Origin of the sequence: Amycolatopsis sp. NPDC021455 (assembly GCF_040640995.1) — a bacterium.
Classification (GTDB): domain Bacteria; phylum Actinomycetota; class Actinomycetes; order Mycobacteriales; family Pseudonocardiaceae; genus Amycolatopsis.
On the sequence record NZ_JBFACT010000076.1, the window covers coordinates 20,232 to 39,348 of the forward strand.

A 19,117-nucleotide genomic window follows, 5' to 3' on the forward strand; every position below is an offset into this window, starting at 1 on the left:
GAGCCGGTAAGGAGGCCTTCACGGAAACGACTCAAGCCGTCGGCGGCTGGTACACCTTCGTCAGCTTGCCCGCCGCCGTGCGGTCCAGCAGCCACAACGTCCTTCGATGCCCGCGGGCGCCCGCCACCGGGAGCTGGACCTCGCCCGCTCCCGCCAGCGCCAAGGCCACCGCGTCCGCCTTCGCCTCGCCCGCCGTCATCAGCCAGATGTCGCGGGCCCGGCGGATCGCCGGGAGCGTCAGCGAGATGCGGGTCGGGGGCGGCTTGGGGCAGTTGCGGACCGCCACCACCGACCGCTCCGTCTCGTACACCGCCGGCGACTCCGGGAACACCGATGCCGTGTGGCCCTCGCCGCCCAGGCCCAGCAGCATGATGTCGAACGACGGCACGTCGCCGTGGTCCTCCGGGCCGGCCTGAGACGCCAGCACGTCGGCGTAAGCCGCGGCCGCCGCGTCCACGTCGTCGCCGAACTCGCCGTCCGACGGCGCCATCGCGTGGACGCGCTTCGGGTCGAGCGGGACGTGGTCGAGCAGCGCCTCGCGGGCCTGCTTCTCGTTCCGCTCGTCCGAATCCGCCGGGACGAACCGCTCGTCGCCCCAGTAGATGTCCAGGCGCGACCAGTCGATCGCGTCCCGGGCCGACGACGCCTGCAGCTCCGCCAGCACCGCGATGCCGGTGCCGCCGCCGGTGAGCACCAGCGACGCCGACCCCTTGGCCGCCTGGACGTCCACCAGCCGGGTGACCAGCCGGGCGGCCGCGGCGGCCGCCAGCAGGTCCTGGTTCGCGTAGACCACGACTTCCGTCTTGCTCATTTGCGGGCCTTGGCGGAAATAGCCGCGGCGGCCGGCGAGGTGACGTCCGCCTTCGGCGGCGCTCCCGTCTTGCCGTTCGTGCCCGACGTGATCTTGCCCAGCCCGTGCAGCGAAGCCTCGTAGACCTCGTCCGGGTCGAGCCGGCGCAGCTCCTCGATCAGGCAGTCCTGCGTGCTGCGCCGCTGCAGCGCGATGCGGCGGGTCGGCTGGCCCGGCTGGGTCAGCGTGCCGACGCGGCCGTCCGGGCGGTGCAGCTCCACCGGGCCCGACTTCCGGTCGAGCGTCACCGAGATGATCCCGGCCGCGCCCGAGCTCTTGACCCGCTTGACCGGCACCTTCAGGTACTCGGCCAGCCACGCGGCCAGCAGCTCGGTCGACGGCGAGTCGGCCTCGCCGGTCACCGTCGCGCCCGTGATCTTCTCGTACGGCGGCAGGTCCAGCGCCGAGACGAGCTGGGCCCGCCAGTGCGTCAGCCGCGTCCAGGCCAGGTCGGTGTCGCCGGCCGTGTAGGCCTTGGCGCGCGTGGTCAGCGCCCGGACCGGGTTCTTCTCCGCGGCCGAGTCGGTGATCCGGCGCTGGGCCAGCTCGCCGAGCGGGTCCTTGTCCGGGTCCTTCGGACCGGCGCTGGGCCACCAGCAGACGATCGGCGCGTCCGGCAGCAGTAGCGGCACCACCGCGCTCTGGCCCTGCGCGGCCAGCGGGCCGTAGAGCCGCAGCACGATGACCTCGCTCGCGCCGGCGTCGCCGCCGACCCGGATCTGGCCGTCGATGCGCGGGGCGGCCGTACGCGCGCCCTTGGCCACCACGATCACCCGCGACGGGTGTTCGCGGCTCGCGCCGTTGGCGGCTTCGATCGCCTCTTCGAGCTTGCTGTCGTCGTCGGCGACGATCACCAGCGTCAGGACCCGCCCGAGCGCGACTTGCCCGCCCTGTTCGCGGATCTCCACCAGCTTCTTGTTGAGTGCCGAAGTCGTGGTGGACGGCAGGTCGATGATCACGGGCGCCTCCATTTCCGGCCGGTGCGCTCCAGCATTTCGTCGGCGGACGCCGGGCCCCACGTGCCGGGCGCGTACTGCTCCGGCGCGCCTTCCTTCGCCCAGTGCTCGAGGATCGGGTCGAGGATCTTCCAGGAGAGCTCGACCTCTTCGTTCACCGGGAACAGCGACGGCTCGCCCAGCAGGACGTCGAGGATCAGCCGCTCGTAGGCCTCGGGGGAGGACTCGGTGAACGCGTGGCCGTACCCGAAGTCCATCGTGACGTCGCGGACCTCCATCGTGGTCCCCGGTACCTTCGAGCCGAACCGCAGCGTGATGCCTTCGTCCGGCTGCACCCGGATGACCAGGGCGTTCTGCCCCAGCTCCTCGGTCGACGTCGAGTCGAACGGCAGGTGCGGCGCCCGCTTGAACACGACCGCGATCTCGGTGACGCGGCGGCCGAGCCGCTTGCCGGTGCGCAGGTAGAACGGCACCCCGGCCCAGCGGCGGTTCTGCACCTCGAGGGTCACCGCGGCGTAGGTCTCGGTCTTCGAGTCCTTCGCGAAGCCCTCTTCCTCCAGCAGGCCGGGGACCTTCGTGCCGCCCTGCCAGCCGCCCGCGTACTGGCCGCGCGCGCTGGTCTTGCTCAACGGCCCGAGCGGCTTGGTGCCGGAGAGCACCTTGATCTTCTCCGCGCGCAGGGCACGCGGCTCGAACGACAGCGGCTCCTCCATCGCGGTGAAGGCCAGCAGCTGCAACAGGTGGTTCTGGATGACGTCCCGGGCGGCGCCGATGCCGTCGTAGTACCCCGCGCGGCCGCCGAGGCCGATGTCCTCGGCCATGGTGATCTGCACGTGGTCGACGAAGTTGGCGTTCCAGATCGGCTCGAACAGCTGGTTGGCGAAGCGCAGCGCCAGGATGTTCTGCACCGTCTCCTTGCCGAGGTAGTGGTCGATGCGGAACACCGACTCCTCGGGGAAGACGTCGTTGACGATCGCGTTCAGCTCTTCAGCGCTCTTCAGGTCGTGCCCGAAGGGCTTCTCGATGACGACGCGCCGCCAGGTGTTCTCGTCGGCGTTCGCGAGGCCCGAGCGCGCCAGCTGCTTGGTCACCACCGGGAACGCGCTGGGCGGGATCGACAGGTAGAACGCCGTGTTCCCGCCGGTGCCGCGTTCCTGGTCGAGGTCCTTCACCGTCTGCGCGAGCCGGTCGAACGCGTTGTCGTCGTCGAAGGTGCCCTGGACGAACCGGATGCCTTCGGCGAGCCGGTTCCACACCGACTCCTTGAACGGCGTCCGCGCGTGCTCCTTGACCGAGTCGTGCACGAGCTCGCCGAAGTCCTGGTGCTCCCAGTCGCGGCGGGCGAACCCGACGAGCGAGAAGCCCGCGGGCAGCAGCCCGCGGTTGGCCAGGTCGTAGATGGCGGGCATCAGCTTCTTGCGGGCCAGGTCGCCGGTGACGCCGAAGATCACCAGGCTGGACGGCCCGGCGATCCGCGGGAGCCGCTTGTCCCGCGGATCGCGCAGCGGGTTGCTCCACGTCATGCGGAGACCTCCTGTACCGCGCGGACGACGGCCGCGAGGCCCGCGGCCCGGTCGGTCAGGTGCAGGCGCAGCACCGGGCGGCCGTGCTCGGCGAGCACCTGCCCGTCGCCGAGGGCCTGCGCGTGCTGCAGCTGCCCCAGCGTGTACGGCCGGTCCGGCACGTCGAGGTCCTGCTCGACGGCGCCGGTCAGCTGCAGGAAGACGCCGTTCTGGTGCCCGCCCTTGTGGTACTGGCCGGTGGAGTGCAGGAACCGCGGGCCCCAGCCGAACGTCGTCTGCTTCCCGGTGCGCTTGGCGATCTCGCCGCGCAGCACCGCGGTCGACGCGTCGTCGAGCCGGTCGAGGTAGGCCTGCACCGCGATGTAGCCCGCGTCCGGCGCCGAAGCGAAGAACGCGCGCAGCACGTCGGTGAGACTGCCGTCCGTGGCCACGCCGGAAGAGCCGAAGATCTCGACCGGACCGTCCACAGTGGCCGGTTCCTCGCCGCCCTTCAGCTTCTCCGGGTCGTCCAGCAGCGCGCGCGCCGCCTTCTTCGCCGCCTCGACGTCGGGCTGGTCGAACGGGTTGATCCCGAGCAGCCGCCCGGCCAGCGCCGTGGCGAACTCCCAGAGCAGGAACTGCGCGCCGAGCGAGCCGGTGACGGCGATCTTCGCCGCACCCTGCGGGGCGCCGACCGCGGTGGGCGTGGCGTCGGACTTGGCGTCGGCGAAACCGGCCGCCTCCGGGCCCTCGACGGCGACCGGCAGCAGACCGGTGCCCTGCTTGCCGGTGGACTCGGCGATCAGCTGCTCCGCCCAGTCGGGGAAGCCCTTGACGCCCGAGCCGGTGTCGGCCAGCACGACCTTCTCGGCACCGGCCTCGTGCGCGGCGGCCCACGCGGCGGCCAGCTTGACCGCCGGGTTGGCGACGTCGTCCGCGGCGAGCTCCTCGGCCACCGAAGCGGCCTGGTCGAGCAGCCGGGCGACGTCCGCGCCGGCCAGCCCGGCCGGGACGAGCCCGAACGCGGTCAGCGCCGAGTAACGGCCGCCGACGTGCGGGTCGGCCAGGAAGGTCTTGCGGTAACCCTCCTTTTCGGACAGTGCTTGGAACGGCGAGCCGGGGTCGGTGACGACCACGATCCGCCGCGCCGCGTCGATCCCCGCGTCGGCGAACGCCTTCGCGAAGATCCGCCGGTGGCTGTCGGTCTCGACGGTGCCGCCCGACTTCGACGACACCACGATCACCGTGCGGTCGAGGTCGCCGGCCAGCGCGTCGGCGACCTGGCCCGGGTCGGTGGTGTCGAGGACGGTCAGCGCGACACCGTCGGTCGCGGTGATCACCTCCGGCGCCAGCGACGACCCGCCCATGCCGGCCAGGACCACCCGGTCGACGCCCTCGGACCGCAGCTCGGTCCGCAGCGCCTCGATCTCGCCGATCAGCGGCCGCGACGACTTGTGCAGCGTCGTCCACGACAGCCGGATCGACGCCTCGGATTCGGCGTCCGGCCCCCAGAGCGTCGCGTCCTGCGCCGCCAGCTTCGAAGCAGCCTGGTCGGCGACCAGCTGTTCGGCCAGCGGCGCGGCACGCTCCGCCAGTGCGGCGTCCACGATCTCGACGCCGGTCTTTTCGCCTGTCGTCATGTCGTGCTTCAGCCCTTCGCCTGCTCGAGCTGCCCTTGCACGGTCTCCAGAAGCTCGGTCCACGACTTCTCGAACTTCTCGACGCCCTCGTTCTCCAGCACGAGGAACACGTCGCGGATGTCGATGCCGGCCGCCTCGAGCTTGTCGAAGACCTCCTGCGCCTCGGCAGCGCGGCCGGTGACCTGGTCGCCGGTGATCTCCGCGTGCTCCGCGACCGCGTCGAGGGTCTTCTCCGGCATCGTGTTGACCGTGTCCTTCACGACGAGCTGGTCGACGTAGAGGGTGGGGGAGTAGTCCGGGTTCTTCACGCCGGTCGAGGCCCACAGCGGGCGCTGCGCGTTGGCACCGTCGGCCGCGAGGGCCTTCCAGCGGTCGCTCGCGAACAGCTCCTCGAAGGCCGCGTAGGCGAGACGCGCGTTGGCGACGGCGGCCTTGCCGCGCAGGGCCAGGGCCTCGTCGGTGCCGATGGCTTCCAGGCGCTTGTCGATCTCGGTGTCCACACGGGACACGAAGAAGGACGCCACCGAGTGGATGCCGCGCAGGTCGTGGCCGTTGGCCTTCGCCTGCTCCAGGCCCGCGAAGAAGGCCTCGATGACCTTCTTGTAGCGCTCGACGGAGAAGATCAGCGTGACGTTGACGCTGATGCCCTCGGCCAGGGTCTTCGTGATCGCCGGCAGGCCCTCTTCGGTGGCCGGGATCTTGATCAGCACGTTCGGCCGGTCCACGGTCTTCCACAGGTCCTGCGCCTCGACGACCGTCTTGTCGCTGTCCTTGGCCAGGCGCGGGTCGACCTCGATGGAGACGCGCCCGTCGACGCCGTTGGTGGCGTTGTAGACGTCACGGAACAGGTCCGCGGCGTTGCGCACGTCGGTCGTCGTCAGGTCGCGGATGGTCGCCTCGACGTCGGCGCCCTGCGCGGCGAGTTCGCGGGTCCGCTCGTCGTAGGCGTCGCCCTTCGACATCGCGTTGGCGAAGATCGTCGGGTTGGTCGTCACGCCCACGACGTGCTTGTCGCGGATCAGGGCGGCGAGGTTGCCGGTGTTCAGGCGTTCACGCGAAAGGTCGTCCAGCCAGATCGAGACACCGGCTGCGGACAGCTGCGCGAGCTTGTCGTTGCTCATTGCTGCGTCATCCCCTTCAGGAATTCTTGGTGTTCTGGATCGAGCGGCGCGCGGCCTCGACGACTGCTTCCGCGGTGAAACCGAACTCACGGAACAGTGTGGCGGCATCGGCGGAGGCGCCGAAGTGCTCGATCGAAACGTTCACCCCGGCGTCACCCGTGAAGCGGTGCCACGACTGGGCGATGCCCGCCTCGACGGACACGCGGGCCTTCACGCCGGCCGGGATGACGGATTCGCGGTAGGCCGCGTCCTGCGCGTCGAACCATTCGACACACGGCATGGACACGACACGCGCCTTGACGCCGTCGGCGTCCAGGGTCTTCTTCGCCTCGACCGCGAGCTGGACCTCGGAGCCGGTGGCGATCAGCACGACGTCCGGGGTGCCGTCGGAGTCGGCGAGCACGTACCCGCCCTTCTTCACGCCCTCGGCGCTGGTGCCCTCGAGCACCGGCACGTTCTGGCGGGTCAGCGCCAGGCCGGACGGGTGCTCGGTGTCCTCCAGCACGGCCTTCCAGGCGTACGCGGTCTCGTTGGCGTCCGCCGGGCGGACGACGTTGAGGCCCGGGATCGCCCGCAGCGCGGAGAGCTGCTCGATCGGCTGGTGCGTCGGGCCGTCCTCGCCCAGGCCGATCGAGTCGTGCGTCCACACGTAGGTGACCGGCGCCTTCATCAGCGCGGCCAGCCGGACCGGCGGGCGCATGTAGTCGGAGAAGATGAGGAACGTCGCACCGTACGGGCGGGTGCCGCCGTGCAGGGCGATCCCGTTGAGGATCGAGCCCATGGCGTGCTCGCGGACGCCGAAGTGCAGCGTCCGGCCGTACGGGTTGGCCTGCCACATGTCGGTGGCGGCCTTCTCGGGACCGAACGAGTCGGCGCCCTTCATCGTCGTGTTGTTGCTCTCGGCCAGGTCGGCCGAGCCGCCCCACAGCTCCGGCAGCGGCTCGGCGAGGGCGTTGAGCACCTCACCGGAGGCCTTGCGGGTCGCGATGCCCTTGGCGTCCGGCTCCCACTTCGGCAGGTTGTCGGCGAAGCCCTCGGGCAGCGTGCGGGTGGCCAGCCGGTCGCCGAGCTTCTTGCGCTCCGGGTTGGCCTGGCCCCAGGCCTCGTACTTCTCCTGCCACTCGGCGTGCGCGGCCTTGCCGCGCTCGAGGGCCTGGCGGGTGTGCTTGAGCACGTCGTCCTCGACCACGAACGACTGGTCCGGGTCGAAGCCGAGGATCTCCTTGACCGCGGCGACCTCTTCGGCGCCCAGCGCGGCGCCGTGCGCCTTGCCGGTGCCCATCTTCTTCGGCGCCGGGTAGCCGATGACGGTCCGCAGCGCGATGAACGACGGCCGCTGCGTCTCGGCCTTGGCGGCCTTGATGGCCTCCTCGATCGCGACGACGTCCTCGCCGCCCTCGACGACCTGGGTGTGCCACCCGTAGGCCTCGTAGCGGGCGACGGTGTCCTCGGACAGCGCGATGTTGGTGTCGTCCTCGATCGAGATCTTGTTGTCGTCGTAGAAGACGATCAGGTTGCCCAGCTCCTGGCGGCCCGCGATGGACGAGGCCTCGGAGGTGACGCCCTCTTCGATGTCGCCGTCGGAGGCGATCACGTAGATGTGGTGGTCGAAGATGCTCTCGCCGGGAGCGGCGTCCGGGTCGAGCAGACCGCGCTCGCGGCGGGCGGCCATCGCCATGCCCACGGCGTTCGCCAGGCCCTGCCCGAGCGGGCCGGTGGTGGTCTCGACGCCGTCGGTGTGGCGGTACTCGGGGTGCCCCGGGGTCTTCGAGCCCCACTTGCGCAGCTGCTTGAGGTCCTCGAGCTCGAGGCCGTAGCCGGCGAGGAACAGCTGGATGTAGAGAGTGAGGCTGGAGTGCCCGGCCGAGAGCACGAACCGGTCGCGGCCCGGCCAGTGCTGGTCGCTCGGGTCGTGGCGCATGGTCCGCTGGAACAGCGTGTAGGCCAGCGGCGCCAGGCTCATCGCGGTGCCGGGGTGGCCGCTGCCACAGTTCTCCACCGCGTCCGCGGCGAGCACCCGGACGGTGTCCACGGCGCGGGTGTCGGTGTCGGTCCAGTCGGCGGGCGTGTTGCGCCGGAGGAGTGGGTTGTTCTCGCTGGTAGTGGCGGTTTCGGACACTGAACTCCAACTCCCGGTCATGATGGTTGCGGCTGGTCTTCCTCGTTCCGGTTACCCGTGCGCGCGGCTACCTATCTCAATCGATCCCGAAGGGACGATATTCCTGCTCGCGGCCATGCGCAGGGGCAATCGCGGCCCGTCGCGGCCAGCCTAGTGCTTGGACCGGTCGAGGACCCGCGATCACCCACGGGATTCACCACGTCTAACATCGTTCGAGGGTTCAGTAGGGCTGGTTCTTCGGCTACCCGGACTGGTCCCGCCCGAACCTGACGCAGGGAGTGAAATGTCGTTGGTGAACGCTGCGCACGGACGCAGTGACGACACCAGCGCCGTGCACCCGACCGGTGAACGACCGCACGGTGACCGGCGAAGCCTCCGCCGGGTCGTCGGCGCCTACGCCGCGCTGGCGAAGCCGCGGGTCATCGAGCTCCTCCTGGTGACCACCATCCCGGCGATGTTCCTCGCCGGCCGTCAGATCCCGTCGCCGTGGCTGGTCCTGGCCACGCTGGTCGGCGGGACGATGGCCGCGGGCAGCGCGAACGCGCTCAACTGCGTGATCGACGCGGACATCGACAAGGTGATGAACCGCACGAAACGCCGTCCGCTGGTCAAGGACTCGGTGCCCCGCCGCGGCGCGCTGATCTTCGGCCTCGTCATGGGCGTCGCCTCGTTCGCCGTGCTCTATTTCACGGTGAACCTGCTCTCGGCGATCCTGGCGATCGCGACGATCCTCTTCTACATCTTCGTCTACACGCTCGGCCTGAAGCGGCGTACGTCACAGAACGTGGTCTGGGGCGGCGCGGCGGGCTGCATGCCGGTCGTGATCGGCTGGGCGGCCGTCACCGGCACCGTGCAGTGGCCGGCGTTCGTGATGTTCGGCGTGATCTTCTTCTGGACCCCGCCGCACACCTGGGCGCTGGGCATGAAGTACCGCGACGACTACGAGCGCGCCGGCGTCCCGATGCTGCCGGTGGTCGCCACCGCCCAGCACGTCGCCCGCCAGATCGTCATCTACTCCTGGGTGATGGTCGCCTGGACGCTCCTGCTGCTCCCGGTGACGTCGTGGCTGTACGGCACGTTCGCGATCCTGGCCGGCGGCTGGTTCCTCTTCTACGCCCACAGCCTGCAGGCCGCGGTGCGGCGCGGGGAAGAGACCAAGCCCATGTCGCTGTTCCACCGCTCGAACACGTACCTGATGATCGTGTTCGTGGCCCTGGCCGTCGACTCGGCGATCGGGTTGCCGACCCTCGGCCTGCCGTTCTGATCCTCCGGCGGATCGGGGTCGGGGTCACCGCGGTCGTGGTCTTCGGCCTGCTGGTCTTCCTCGGTCACGGCCGGTTCGACCTCGACCAGGACCGGCTGCTCGGCACCGGCTGCGCCATCCCCGCGAAGATCACCGCACTCCCCGGCCCGGCGCCCGACGGCGGGGCCGTCCGCGTCACCGAACAGGGTCCCGGCGCTGCGGTGCTGGAGAACACCAGCACTCTCGCCGCCTACCGGATCCCGGTGACATCCGGCTCCCGGACCGTCGAAGTGCCCCTGCTCACTCCCGGCCAGCGGATCGGCGTCGTGCTCGACCGTCCCGCGGTCGGCCCGGTGATCTGGATCGCACGGGAGGCCCTGGGCGGTTTCACGCCGGTGACCGCCGGTGTCGTCCCCGGTGGCGTCCGGTATCACAGCGAGAACTGCCGGGCACTGACCAGCCGGGGCGCCGCGGTGCTGTTCCGTGCCCCGGACGGGCGCATCACCGGTGGCGAGCAGCTGCCGCCGGCGAGCGTGTCGTGCACGCCGGGGGAGCAGGTGCTGCCGGCCGCCGTTCCGCCGGGCAGCGAGGTCTCCCCGTACTGCGCCCTCGGGACGGAATGATCGCGCGGCGACCGCCGTTAGACTTCGTTGGCTCTTTTTCCTTGAGGCGAAAGCAGGATCCTTGTCTTCGGACGACTTCTCCGCCGAGCTCGCTCGCGAGCAGGCGTACGTCACGACCCTCTACGCGAAGCTCGACGCCGAGCGGCTCGAAGCCCAGCGGCGCCTCGACGAGACCCTGCGCCAGACCGGCGGCACCCCGCAGGCCCGCACCGAGCGCGACGTCGCCACGACCTTGTACACCGACCGGCTCGCCCAGCTCGGCTCGGTCGAGCAGGGCCTCGCCTTCGGGCGGCTCGACTTCGTCCCCGAAAGCGCCGAAGAGACCACCTACATCGGCCGGCTCGGGCTGTTCGACGAAGACGACGACTACAAGCCGCTGCTCGTCGACTGGCGGGCACCGGTCGCGCGGCCGTTCTACCTCGCCACCGCCGCGTCGCCCGAAGGCGTGCGGCGGCGACGGCACCTGCGGTCGCTGAGCCGCAAGGTCACCGGCTTCGACGACGAGATCCTCGACCTCACCGCCGCCGACCAGGGCCAGGACCTCGGGCTGGCCGGCGAGGCCGCGCTGCTGGCCGCCCTCGAGCAGCGGCGCACGGGTGAGATGAGCGACATCGTCGCGACCATCCAGGCCGAGCAGGACCGCATCATCCGGGCCCCGCTGGGCGGCGTCATGGTCGTGCAGGGCGGGCCGGGCACCGGCAAGACCGCCGTCGCGCTGCACCGCGCGGCCTACCTGCTCTACACGCACCGCCAGCAGCTCACCACCCGCGGCGTGCTCGTCGTCGGCCCGAACAGCACGTTCCTGCGCTACATCGGCCAGGTCCTGCCGTCGCTCGGCGAGACCGGCGTGCTGCTGGCCACCATCGGGCAGCTCTACCCGGGCCTGGACGCCGACGGCGTCGAATCCCGCGAGGCGACCGAGGTCAAGGGCCGCCTGGTCATGGCCGAGGTGCTGGCCAACGCCGTCCGCGACCGCCAGCGCGTGCCCGAGCCGGTCATCGAGATCGAGTACGAGCAGGACGTGCTGCGGCTGGACCGCAAGACCTGCACCGACGCCCGGACCCGGGCCCGCCGGTCGCGGCGCCCGCACAACCCGGCGCGGCGCCTGTTCGTCTCCGACGTCCTCGACGCGCTGACCCGCCAGGCAGCCCGCAAGCTGGGGGAGGACCTCCTGGACGGGCAGGACCTGGCCGACATCCGCGCCGAGCTGGCCGCGGACGAGAACGTCGCCGCGGCGTTGGACTCCCTGTGGCCGGTGCTGACGCCGGAAGGCGTGCTCGACGACCTGTTCGCCGACCGCGAACGCCTCGCCAGTGCGGCCCGGAAGCTGCTGCCCGCTTCGGACCAGGCGCTTCTCGAGAGCGGCCGGGACGCTCGCTGGACCCCGGCCGACGTGCCGCTGCTCGACGAGCTCGCCGAGCTGATCGGCGTCGACGACACCGACGCCCGCGTCGAGCGCAAACGCCGTGAGCGCGAGGAACGCGCGTACGCCGAGGGCGTGCTCGACATCCTCGAACAGGACGAAGAGATCATCGACGAGGAGCTGCTGCGCGTCTCCGACGTCCTCGACGCCGAGCTGTTCGCCGAACGCCAGCAGGCGCGCAGCGAGCTGACCGCCGCCCAGCGGGCCGCGCAGGACCGGACCTGGACGTTCGGGCACGTGATCGTCGACGAGGCCCAGGAGCTGTCGGCGATGGACTGGCGGCTGCTCATGCGGCGCACGCCGAACCGCTCGATGACGCTGGTCGGCGACGTCGCCCAGACCGGCGCGGCCGGTGGCGCGCGCTCGTGGGGCGAGGTGCTCTCGCCCTACGTCGAGGACCGGTGGCGGCTGGAAGAGCTGACCGTGAACTACCGCACGCCGGCCGAGATCATGGCCGTCGCGGCGCGGGTGCTCGCGGAGGTTTCTTCGGAGCTGTCGGCGCCGTCTTCCGTGCGGGAGACCGGGGTCCCGCCGTGGTCGGTGCGAGCCTCCGTCTCCGAGCTGCCCGGGCTCGTGACGCGCGAGCTGTCCGAAGTGGACGGTGGCACGGTGGCGGTCCTGGTGCCGCCCGGCCGTCTCGACGAGGTTTCGGCGCTGCTCGGCTCGCACGACGAGCGGCTGAGCGTGCTGACGGTGGAGCGCTCGAAGGGCCTGGAGTTCGACTCGGTCGTGCTGGTCGCGCCGGACGAGGTCGTGGCGGGGTCGCCGCGCGGCCTCAACGACCTGTACGTGGCCCTGACGCGGGCGACCCGGCGGCTCGGCGTGGTCACCACCGGTGACGAGGTGCCGGCACTCTCCGTGCTTGGCTAGGGTGCCCGGCATGCAGAAGATCGGGAAGATCGTGGTCGTCGCCGCGGCGGCGCTGTCGCTGGCCGCGTGCGGCCAGCAGGCCAAGACCGAGACGGCCGCCCCGGCGGGGCCGACCGTGCCGTCGTCGACCGCCGCGCAGGCGACCCAGAGCAAGGGCCGCGAGTGCACCGCGGAGGACGTCAAGACGACGGGCAAGTTCGGTGAGGTGCCGACGATCACCATCCCGGACGACTGCGACCCGCCGAAGAAGCTGATCACGAAGGACCTGTCCGAGGGCACCGGCGACCCCGCCAAGGCCGGGCAGAAGCTGCAGATGAACTACCTGCTGGTGACGTGGTCGGACAAGCAGAAGCTGGACAGTTCCTTCGACCGCGGCAAGACGTTCGACCTGAACCTCGGCGCCGGTGACGTCATCCCGGGCTGGGACCAGGGCCTGGTGGGCATCAAGCAGGGCGGCCGCCGCCTGCTGATCATCCCGCCGGACCTCGCCTACGGCGACGGCGGCGGGCGCATGAAGCCGAACGAGACCCTGGTCTTCGTCACCGACGCCGTCTCGGTCGCCGCCGCCTGACGTCCGTGAAGGCCTCCTTACCGGCTCTTATGACCGGTAAGGAGGCCTTCACGGCTTTCACGGGATCAGCAGGAGCTTGCCGGTGGTGCGGCGGCCCTGCAGGTCTTCGTGGGCCTGGCGGGCGTCTGCCAGGGGGTACTTGCCGCCGATGCGGATGGTGAGCTGACCGGCCTGGATGGCGTCGAAGAGTTCCTTCGCGCGCCAGTCCAGTTCTTCGCGGGTGCGGACGTAGTGCCCGGACGTCGGGCGCGTCAGGTAGAGCGAGCCGCCGGAGTTGAGGCGCTGCGGGTCGAGCGGCGGCACCGGGCCGCTGGAGGCTCCGAACAGCGCCAGCAGGCCGCGCACCTTCAGGCTGGCGAGGCTGCCGTCGACGGTGTCCTTGCCGACGCCGTCGTAGACGACGTCGACGCCTTCGCCGTTCGTCAGTTCGCGGGTGATCTTCGCGAAGTCCTCGCGGTCGTAGCGGATCACCTCGTCGGCACCGGCTTCGCGGGCGAGCTTCTCCTTCTCCTCGGTCGACACCGTGCCGATCACGCGCGCGCCGCGTGCCTTCGCCAGCTGCACCAAGAGCAGCCCGACGCCACCGGCGGCCGCGTGCACCAGCACGTCGTGGCCCGGCTTGACCTCGAAGGTCGAGGCGACCAGGTAGTGGGCGGTGATGCCCTGCAGCAGGGTCGCGGCGGCGGTCTCGAGGGAGACGCCTTCGGGGACCTTCACCGCGACCGACGCCGGCACGAGCTTGCGGGCGGCGTAGCTGCCGATCGACCCCTGCCAGGCGACGCGGTCGCCCTTTTCGAAGCCGGTTCCTCCGGCGGCCTCGACGACCGTGCCGGCACCTTCGAGGCCGAGCACGAACGGCAGCTCCATCGGGTAAATGCCCTGACGCTGGTAGGTGTCGATGTAGTTGACCCCGGCCGCGGCGACGTCGACCAGGAGCTCGCCGGCCTGCGGGGCGCGGACGTCCACTTCGGCCGGTTCGAGCACTTCCGGGCCGCCGGTCTTCGTCACCTGGACTGCGGTGGGCATGGGTCCTCCATGGGGTCGGGTTCTCCCGGTGCAACTATGGCCGACGCCACGCTGTTCCGCGCCCGGACCGGTTCTTGGTTATCGTTCGTGGCGTGGAAGAGACTGTTTCGCCGACCAGCGCGCAGCTGGGCGCGGCCCGCAAGTTCGTGAAGGCGCACGGCAAGCCGTCCCGAGCGGTGGTGGAGAACATCGGCCGCGCGGGCGCACGCGTGGTGCTGGTGGGCGCGGACGGCGCGCTGGGCGACGTCGTGGTGCCCTCGGTGGCGACCGGCGAAGCGCTGGTGGAAGCGGTCGAGGACCTCGCACCGGCCACCTGGGACGCGGAGACGGTCAAGGCCACGAAGATCGGCCCGGAGCACCGCCGCAAGATGGCGGGCCGGTGAACCGCACGGCAATCCTGGTCGGCTGCGCGGAGCTGCCCTCGGGCGACGGCGACGACGACGCCGTGGTGCCCGCCCTGACTTCGCTGGGCTTCTCGGTGTCCTGGGCGGCGTGGGACTCCGGTTTCGATTTCGCGTCCGCCGACGCCGTGATCCTGCGCGCGACCTGGGACTACGCGTCCCGGCGTGCGGAGTTCCTGTCGTGGTGCGAGTCGGTGCCGTCGCTGGTCAACTCGGCGGACGTGGTCCGCTGGAACACGGACAAGTCGTACCTGGTGGAGTTGTCGGACGCGGGCCTGCCGGTGGTCCCGACGTCGCTGGTTCCGCCTGGCTCACCGGCCTCTTTTCCATCGTCGGACTTCGTGGTGAAACCGTCGGTGGGAGCGGGCTCGCGCGGCGCGGCCCGCTTCGCGGCGGGCGCGGACGCAACGGCCCACGTGGCGGCACTGCACGCCGAAGGCCACACGGCGATGGTCCAGCCGTACCAGTCCAGTGTGGATGTTTCCGGTGAGCTTGCTCTGGTTTACCTGGGTGGGATCTTTTCCCACGCTTTCACGAAGGCCGCGATGCTCGGGTCCACAATGGACGAGTCGGGGCTGTACCTGACGGAGAAACTGGCGCCGGCCTCGCCGTCCATGGAGGCGCTCGCGCTGGCCGAGGACGTCCTGGACGCGGCTTCGGCGTTGCTGGGGATCCTGCGGGCCGAGCTGTTGTACGCCCGGGTGGACGTGGTAAGCGGGGCGGACGGGAAGCCGTTGCTGCTGGAGCTGGAGCTGACGGAGCCGTCACTGGGTTTCGGCCAGGCGGACGCCGCGGCGGCGATGCGGTTCGCGTCGGCGGTGCGGCAGCAGCTGGCGTAGTCACCGCACGGCCTCCTGCACCGCGGCGAGCACCAGGGCGACGATCGCACCGATCGTGGTGACGGCCAGCGAACCGGTGATCAGGTAAAGCCCGCCGATTCCGGTCAGGCCGATCTTGACCAGCTCCCGGAGACTGCGGCCTGGGGTGGGTTTGCTTGTCTTGCCCTTGGTCACTGTGCTACCTCTTTATTGGTGTACTAGTACGCTCCAGGCAATGGTGAGCCGTGGTAAGCCCGATCGGAACTGATCTTTTCTTTTAGGATCAGGTTTTTCGTTGTCGGGCGAAGGTCGCCGCGGGTCACGCCGTTGTCCGGGCTTCTCGGGAATTGTCGATCTTTGTCGGGCAGCGGAGGGCGTCATGACCATCCGGACGGACAGTGAATCGGTTGACGAGCAGACTTCGCATGCGGAAATCGAAGCTGCGCTGCGCTGGCTGGCGACTCGCAAGGACGGCGAGCCACTTCGATTCTTCCGGGAGGCGATCAAGGAACCGGCGAGTGAGTCGGCAACCGTGCTTCGCTCCTTGGTAGTGCCGACGGAATCGTTGATCGCGGAGTCGGCCGAGTCGCGTGTCTTCGCCGTGTGGGGATTGATCGTCGACGAGATCGGCTCAGCCGGGAACTCGCGCCGCCGCTACGCCTTGATGGCGGCGTTTCGGGTGCCGCCGGCGCCGGGCGGAACCGTCTGGAAGGCGACCCTGGGCGACCGTTTCCGGCAGCTGGTGCTGCTGCCGGGCGTCTTCGGTGATCCGCCTCCCACGACCGCCACTCCGATGCATCAAGCCTGGCGCTGTGCGCTCACAGCGTTGGCCGCCCGCGTCGCGGAGAAACTGGTTTCGCTGGACGAGCAAGGCTGGCGGTTCTACCTCGATATCGGGCGTGCGGCGGAGGAGATCCAGGATGAGCGCGCCACCTGGCGGGCTCGGGCAGCTTCCAAAGGGGCGCAACCCGTGTTCGTGGAGCGCATGCACATCACGGCTGTCATGCGCCGCCGGACGGTGTGGCGCCGGATCACCGAACGCGACATCGTCGCCTGCGAGGACGGCGTCGAGGGCTATTTCGTCCATGCTCGGAACGGCTGGACCCACACCCCGGAAGACCTCATGGTCACGGCCCTTTGGGCGTGTCGCGTGGTCGCTTCACGTGATGTGCCTCCGGGTGCCCCGGGATTGGCGCGTCTGCGCTTTCGCCGAACGCTTCGGAAGGGTGAGCGTTACGCCTTCGTCTCCGAGGCGCTCGACGAACGGCTCGAGCAGAGACACGAGTGGGTCAATGTCGACGTGGACCACCACGGCATCGCGCCGGGGGGCCTGACCATCCAGCTGACCTTCGCCCCGGATTTTCTTCCCGAGGCATGCTGGTGGTACGCGGAACAACTCGAATTCGAGCGGAGATGCCGGCCGCCGGATGGGGATCCGCACCTGCTCCCCGTCGAGGACGGGTTTGTCCGGCACACCTTTTCGGACGGATGCCATCCACGGGAGAGCTACGGCATAGCGTTCAAGTGGTCGCCCTTGTGACCGACGCGAAATCGTGCCGGTCACGAGAGGGTCTTCCCTAGTCGACGGTCGCGAAGTTGCCAGTGCTGCCGCCACCGCCACCGATGGCGCCCGCGGGAGAGGTGACTACAGTTGCCGGCTCCTGCCCGGTCGCCGCCGGGGCGATCGCCCCGCCTCCCAGGAGAACCAGCGCGACGGCTACTGCTGCCAGAGGCCGTGAGAGTTTCTTGCACCGATCGCGCACGCTGCGGAACACCGTGAATCTCCTTGAGGTAGACGGTAAGTCGACTCACGATAAAAGTGGAATTCGTTTTCGTTACGGAGGCGCGCTCGCCACGATCGGGTACTGAGCGCCCGCTTACACCCGCTTCGCCGCCAATCGCTCAGCCCGCGGCCACCGCACATCGGTCGCCCAGCCCAGCCGTTCGAAGGCCCAGATGAGCCGCGCCGAGATGTCAACCTGCCCGCGCAGCACCCCATGCCGAGCACACGTCGGATCCGCGTGGTGGGAGTTGTGCCACGACTCGCCCATCGACAGCACCGCCAGCGGCCAGAAGTTCGCCGCCTTGTCGCGGCTTGCGAACGGCCTCTCGCCGATCAAGTGGCACACCGAGTTCACCGACCACGACACGTGGTGCAGGAACGCGATGCGGACCAGGCCGGCCCAGAAGAACGCCGTCACCGCGCCCCACCACGACCAGGTGACCAAGCCGCCCAGCAAAGCCGGCAGGGCCAGGCTCACCGTGATCCACAGCCAGAAGTAGCGGTTCACCCAGCGCAGGTCCGGGTCGGCCACCAGGTCCGGGGCGAACCGGTCCGCGTTGGTCACCTCGCGGCCGAACATCCAGCCCATGTGCGCGTGCCAGAAGCCCCGCAGCAGCGCCGACGGCGAAGTGCCGAACAGCCACGGCGAGTGCGGGTCGCCCTCGCGGTCGGCGAACGCGTGGTGGCGGCGGTGGCTGGCCACCCAGAAGATCACCGATCCCTGCACCGCCATGCTGCCCGCGATCGCCAGCACCACCCGGAGGGGACGCGACGCCTTGAACGCGCCGTGGGTGAAGTAGCGGTGGTAGCCGACCGTCACCCCGAGCGTCGCGAAGACGTAGAACGCGGCCGCGAGGATCAGGTCCACCCAGGTCATGCCCCAGCCCCAGACCAGCGGGACCGCGACGAGGAGCGCCGCGAACGGCACCAGCAGGAAGGTCTTGAGCACGAGCATCTCGCCGGTGCCCCGGCGGTGGGAGATGATCGGCTTGGGCGCGGTGCGCGACGTCATGGCGCGAACAGTAACCCACGGGCGAAACGGGCACGCCGACGCCGAGTTAAGCCCGCGTTGCCGTCAGGCGGCGGTGAGCTCCCGGGGCGCGGCCGTCAGCGACGTCACCGGGCCGCGGTCGCGGCTCGCCGTCCACAGTGAAGCCGTCGCGATGATGACCGCCATCGCGCCGAGGACGTGGAACGACACCATCGCTTCCGGCACGCCCAGCGCGTACTGCAGCGAACCGAGGCCGCCCTGCGCCAGCGCGACCACCCAGACCACGGTGTAGTGCTGCCACAGGCTCTTCGGCGCGCCGACTCGCATCAGCTGGAGGCCGAACACCGCGAGCAGCAGCAGGTAGAGCACCAGGAGTCCGCCGTGGACCTGGGCGAGCGCCTCGACCGGGACGTCGAGACGGTGGGTGTTGATGTCGCCGCTGTGCGGGCCGGCGCCGGTCACCGTGGTGCCGGCCGCCAGCACGAGCCACATCACGACGGCGAGGGCGACCAGGATCCCGCGGCCGGACGCCGGGACCAGCGGGCGGGCGGGCTCGTCGCCTTCGCGGAACGCGCGCAGCAGCAGGACGGCGAGCCAGACGAGCGGGGTCGTCGCGAGGAAGTGGATCGCGACCGTCCACCACTCCAGCTTCGCGAGCACGGTGAACCCGCCGACGACGGCCTGCAGCACGACGCCACCGGGCATCGTCCAGGCCAGCTTGACCAGGCGCGTGCGGGACGGGTGGTCGATCTGCACGCGCCACGCCGTGATGACGGCGACGGCGGCGACCAGGATGACGACACCGGTCAGCATGCGGTTGCCGAACTCGATCCACTGGTTGAGCGCGTGGATGCCGGGGTGGTCGACGGGCACCAGGCTGCCGGCGACGCACTCGGGCCAGGTCGGGCAGCCGAGCCCGGACCCGGTGACGCGCACGATCGAGCCGGTGACGCCGATCAGCGCCTGCGCGAGAACCGCGGCGATCCCGACGGCCCGCTGCACGGCGGCGGAGGGAAACGGCAGACGGGCGACGAGGCTGGTGAACGGCACGGCTTCGATGGTAGAACGCCCCGGAATCCGGCTTTACACCCCGCAGGCAGCGGCTGCTCTCCCGCACCACCAGCTCGGCCTCGACCGACCCGCGCATCGGTGCCGGAACGCCGTCGATGCGGGCCTCGAG

Annotated in this window: 17 protein-coding genes; 7 read left to right on the top strand and 10 right to left on the bottom strand. The window is 70.4% G+C overall.

The annotated features are described in order from the left end of the window. Nucleotides 1–31: 31 nt before the first annotated feature. The 6 genes from pgl to tkt are packed head-to-tail and all read right to left on the bottom strand — an operon-like array spanning nt 32 to nt 8,188. Nucleotides 32–811 carry a 6-phosphogluconolactonase gene (pgl, locus tag AB0G28_RS42590; protein WP_361103273.1) on the bottom strand — a complete coding sequence of 260 codons (780 nt, stop codon included), beginning with the start codon at nt 809–811 and terminating at the stop codon, nt 32–34. After that, entirely contained in the window at nt 808–1,809 is a 1,002-nt protein-coding gene (gene opcA / locus AB0G28_RS42595; RefSeq protein ID WP_361103275.1) for a glucose-6-phosphate dehydrogenase assembly protein OpcA, read from the bottom strand. The genes pgl and opcA overlap by 4 nt, the downstream gene beginning before the upstream one ends. Beyond that, nucleotides 1,806–3,329 carry a glucose-6-phosphate dehydrogenase gene (gene zwf / locus AB0G28_RS42600; RefSeq protein WP_361103277.1) on the bottom strand — a complete coding sequence of 508 codons (1,524 nt, stop codon included), beginning with the start codon at nt 3,327–3,329 and terminating at the stop codon, nt 1,806–1,808. Before zwf ends, opcA begins: the two co-directional genes overlap by 4 nt. Then, the gene (locus AB0G28_RS42605; protein WP_361103279.1) at nt 3,326–4,948 is read right to left on the bottom strand and encodes a glucose-6-phosphate isomerase; all 1,623 of its coding nucleotides are present in this window, start codon (nt 4,946–4,948) and stop codon (nt 3,326–3,328) included. Before AB0G28_RS42605 ends, zwf begins: the two co-directional genes overlap by 4 nt. Before the next feature lie 8 nt (nt 4,949–4,956). Then, complete coding sequence (tal, locus tag AB0G28_RS42610; RefSeq protein WP_361103281.1) at nt 4,957–6,069, bottom strand: transaldolase; 1,113 nt, start codon at nt 6,067–6,069, stop codon at nt 4,957–4,959. 16 nt (nt 6,070–6,085) lie between these two features. Next, the gene (gene tkt, locus AB0G28_RS42615) at nt 6,086–8,188 is read right to left on the bottom strand and encodes a transketolase (RefSeq protein WP_361103283.1); all 2,103 of its coding nucleotides are present in this window, start codon (nt 8,186–8,188) and stop codon (nt 6,086–6,088) included. 283 nt (nt 8,189–8,471) lie between these two features. Between tkt and AB0G28_RS42620 the strand changes: the two genes are divergently transcribed. From AB0G28_RS42620 to AB0G28_RS42635, 4 genes are all read left to right on the top strand, one after another. After that, a complete protein-coding gene (locus tag AB0G28_RS42620) occupies nt 8,472–9,452 on the top strand; it encodes a heme o synthase (RefSeq protein ID WP_361103285.1) in 981 nt (326 codons plus the stop codon). 35 nt (nt 9,453–9,487) lie between these two features. After that, nucleotides 9,488–10,054: a hypothetical protein gene (locus AB0G28_RS42625; RefSeq protein ID WP_361103287.1), complete on the top strand. Its 567-nt coding sequence runs from the start codon at nt 9,488–9,490 to the stop codon at nt 10,052–10,054. 61 nt (nt 10,055–10,115) lie between these two features. Further along, entirely contained in the window at nt 10,116–12,347 is a 2,232-nt protein-coding gene (locus AB0G28_RS42630) for an ATP-binding domain-containing protein (RefSeq protein WP_361103289.1), read from the top strand. Nucleotides 12,348–12,357: 10 nt separating this feature from the next. After that, the gene (locus AB0G28_RS42635) at nt 12,358–12,918 is read left to right on the top strand and encodes an FKBP-type peptidyl-prolyl cis-trans isomerase (RefSeq protein WP_361103291.1); all 561 of its coding nucleotides are present in this window, start codon (nt 12,358–12,360) and stop codon (nt 12,916–12,918) included. Nucleotides 12,919–12,975: 57 nt separating this feature from the next. Here the strand turns inward: AB0G28_RS42635 and AB0G28_RS42640 are convergent, their stop codons facing one another. After that, nucleotides 12,976–13,944 (bottom strand): quinone oxidoreductase, encoded by a 969-nt coding sequence (locus AB0G28_RS42640; RefSeq protein WP_361103293.1) that lies wholly within the window; start codon nt 13,942–13,944, stop codon nt 12,976–12,978. Between the two features lie 92 nt (nt 13,945–14,036). Between AB0G28_RS42640 and AB0G28_RS42645 the strand changes: the two genes are divergently transcribed. After that, on the top strand, nt 14,037–14,327 hold the full coding sequence (locus AB0G28_RS42645) for a hypothetical protein (protein ID WP_361103295.1): 291 nt from the start codon (nt 14,037–14,039) through the stop codon (nt 14,325–14,327). Next, nucleotides 14,324–15,184 carry a hypothetical protein gene (locus AB0G28_RS42650; RefSeq protein WP_361103297.1) on the top strand — a complete coding sequence of 287 codons (861 nt, stop codon included), beginning with the start codon at nt 14,324–14,326 and terminating at the stop codon, nt 15,182–15,184. Before AB0G28_RS42645 ends, AB0G28_RS42650 begins: the two co-directional genes overlap by 4 nt. Here the strand turns inward: AB0G28_RS42650 and AB0G28_RS42655 are convergent, their stop codons facing one another. Further along, complete coding sequence (locus AB0G28_RS42655; RefSeq protein ID WP_361103299.1) at nt 15,185–15,358, bottom strand: hypothetical protein; 174 nt, start codon at nt 15,356–15,358, stop codon at nt 15,185–15,187. A gap of 184 nt (nt 15,359–15,542) precedes the next feature. Here AB0G28_RS42655 and AB0G28_RS42660 point away from each other — a divergent pair, with 184 nt between their 5' ends. Beyond that, nucleotides 15,543–16,703 (top strand): hypothetical protein, encoded by a 1,161-nt coding sequence (locus AB0G28_RS42660; protein ID WP_361103301.1) that lies wholly within the window; start codon nt 15,543–15,545, stop codon nt 16,701–16,703. 337 nt (nt 16,704–17,040) lie between these two features. On the opposite strand, the gene AB0G28_RS42665 is transcribed toward AB0G28_RS42660, so the two are convergent. Beyond that, nucleotides 17,041–17,958, bottom strand: coding sequence for an acyl-CoA desaturase (locus AB0G28_RS42665; RefSeq protein ID WP_361103303.1), 918 nt, complete (start codon nt 17,956–17,958; stop codon nt 17,041–17,043). 63 nt (nt 17,959–18,021) lie between these two features. Next, nucleotides 18,022–18,987: a COX15/CtaA family protein gene (locus AB0G28_RS42670; protein WP_361103305.1), complete on the bottom strand. Its 966-nt coding sequence runs from the start codon at nt 18,985–18,987 to the stop codon at nt 18,022–18,024. Nucleotides 18,988–19,117: the final 130 nt, after the last annotated feature.

What these genes read in the sequence shown, in the direction of transcription:
- zwf (WP_361103277.1), bottom strand. Translation starts at nt 3,329, where the DNA reads ATGACGTGGAGCAACCCGCTGCGCGATCCGCGGGACAAGCGGCTCCCG.
- AB0G28_RS42660 (WP_361103301.1), top strand. Translation starts at nt 15,543, where the DNA reads ATGACCATCCGGACGGACAGTGAATCGGTTGACGAGCAGACTTCGCAT.
- AB0G28_RS42640 (WP_361103293.1), bottom strand. Translation starts at nt 13,944, where the DNA reads ATGCCCACCGCAGTCCAGGTGACGAAGACCGGCGGCCCGGAAGTGCTC.
- AB0G28_RS42605 (WP_361103279.1), bottom strand. Translation starts at nt 4,948, where the DNA reads ATGACGACAGGCGAAAAGACCGGCGTCGAGATCGTGGACGCCGCACTG.
- AB0G28_RS42635 (WP_361103291.1), top strand. Translation starts at nt 12,358, where the DNA reads ATGCAGAAGATCGGGAAGATCGTGGTCGTCGCCGCGGCGGCGCTGTCG.
- tal (WP_361103281.1), bottom strand. Translation starts at nt 6,069, where the DNA reads ATGAGCAACGACAAGCTCGCGCAGCTGTCCGCAGCCGGTGTCTCGATC.
- AB0G28_RS42620 (WP_361103285.1), top strand. Translation starts at nt 8,472, where the DNA reads ATGTCGTTGGTGAACGCTGCGCACGGACGCAGTGACGACACCAGCGCC.
- AB0G28_RS42665 (WP_361103303.1), bottom strand. Translation starts at nt 17,958, where the DNA reads ATGACGTCGCGCACCGCGCCCAAGCCGATCATCTCCCACCGCCGGGGC.
- pgl (WP_361103273.1), bottom strand. Translation starts at nt 811, where the DNA reads ATGAGCAAGACGGAAGTCGTGGTCTACGCGAACCAGGACCTGCTGGCG.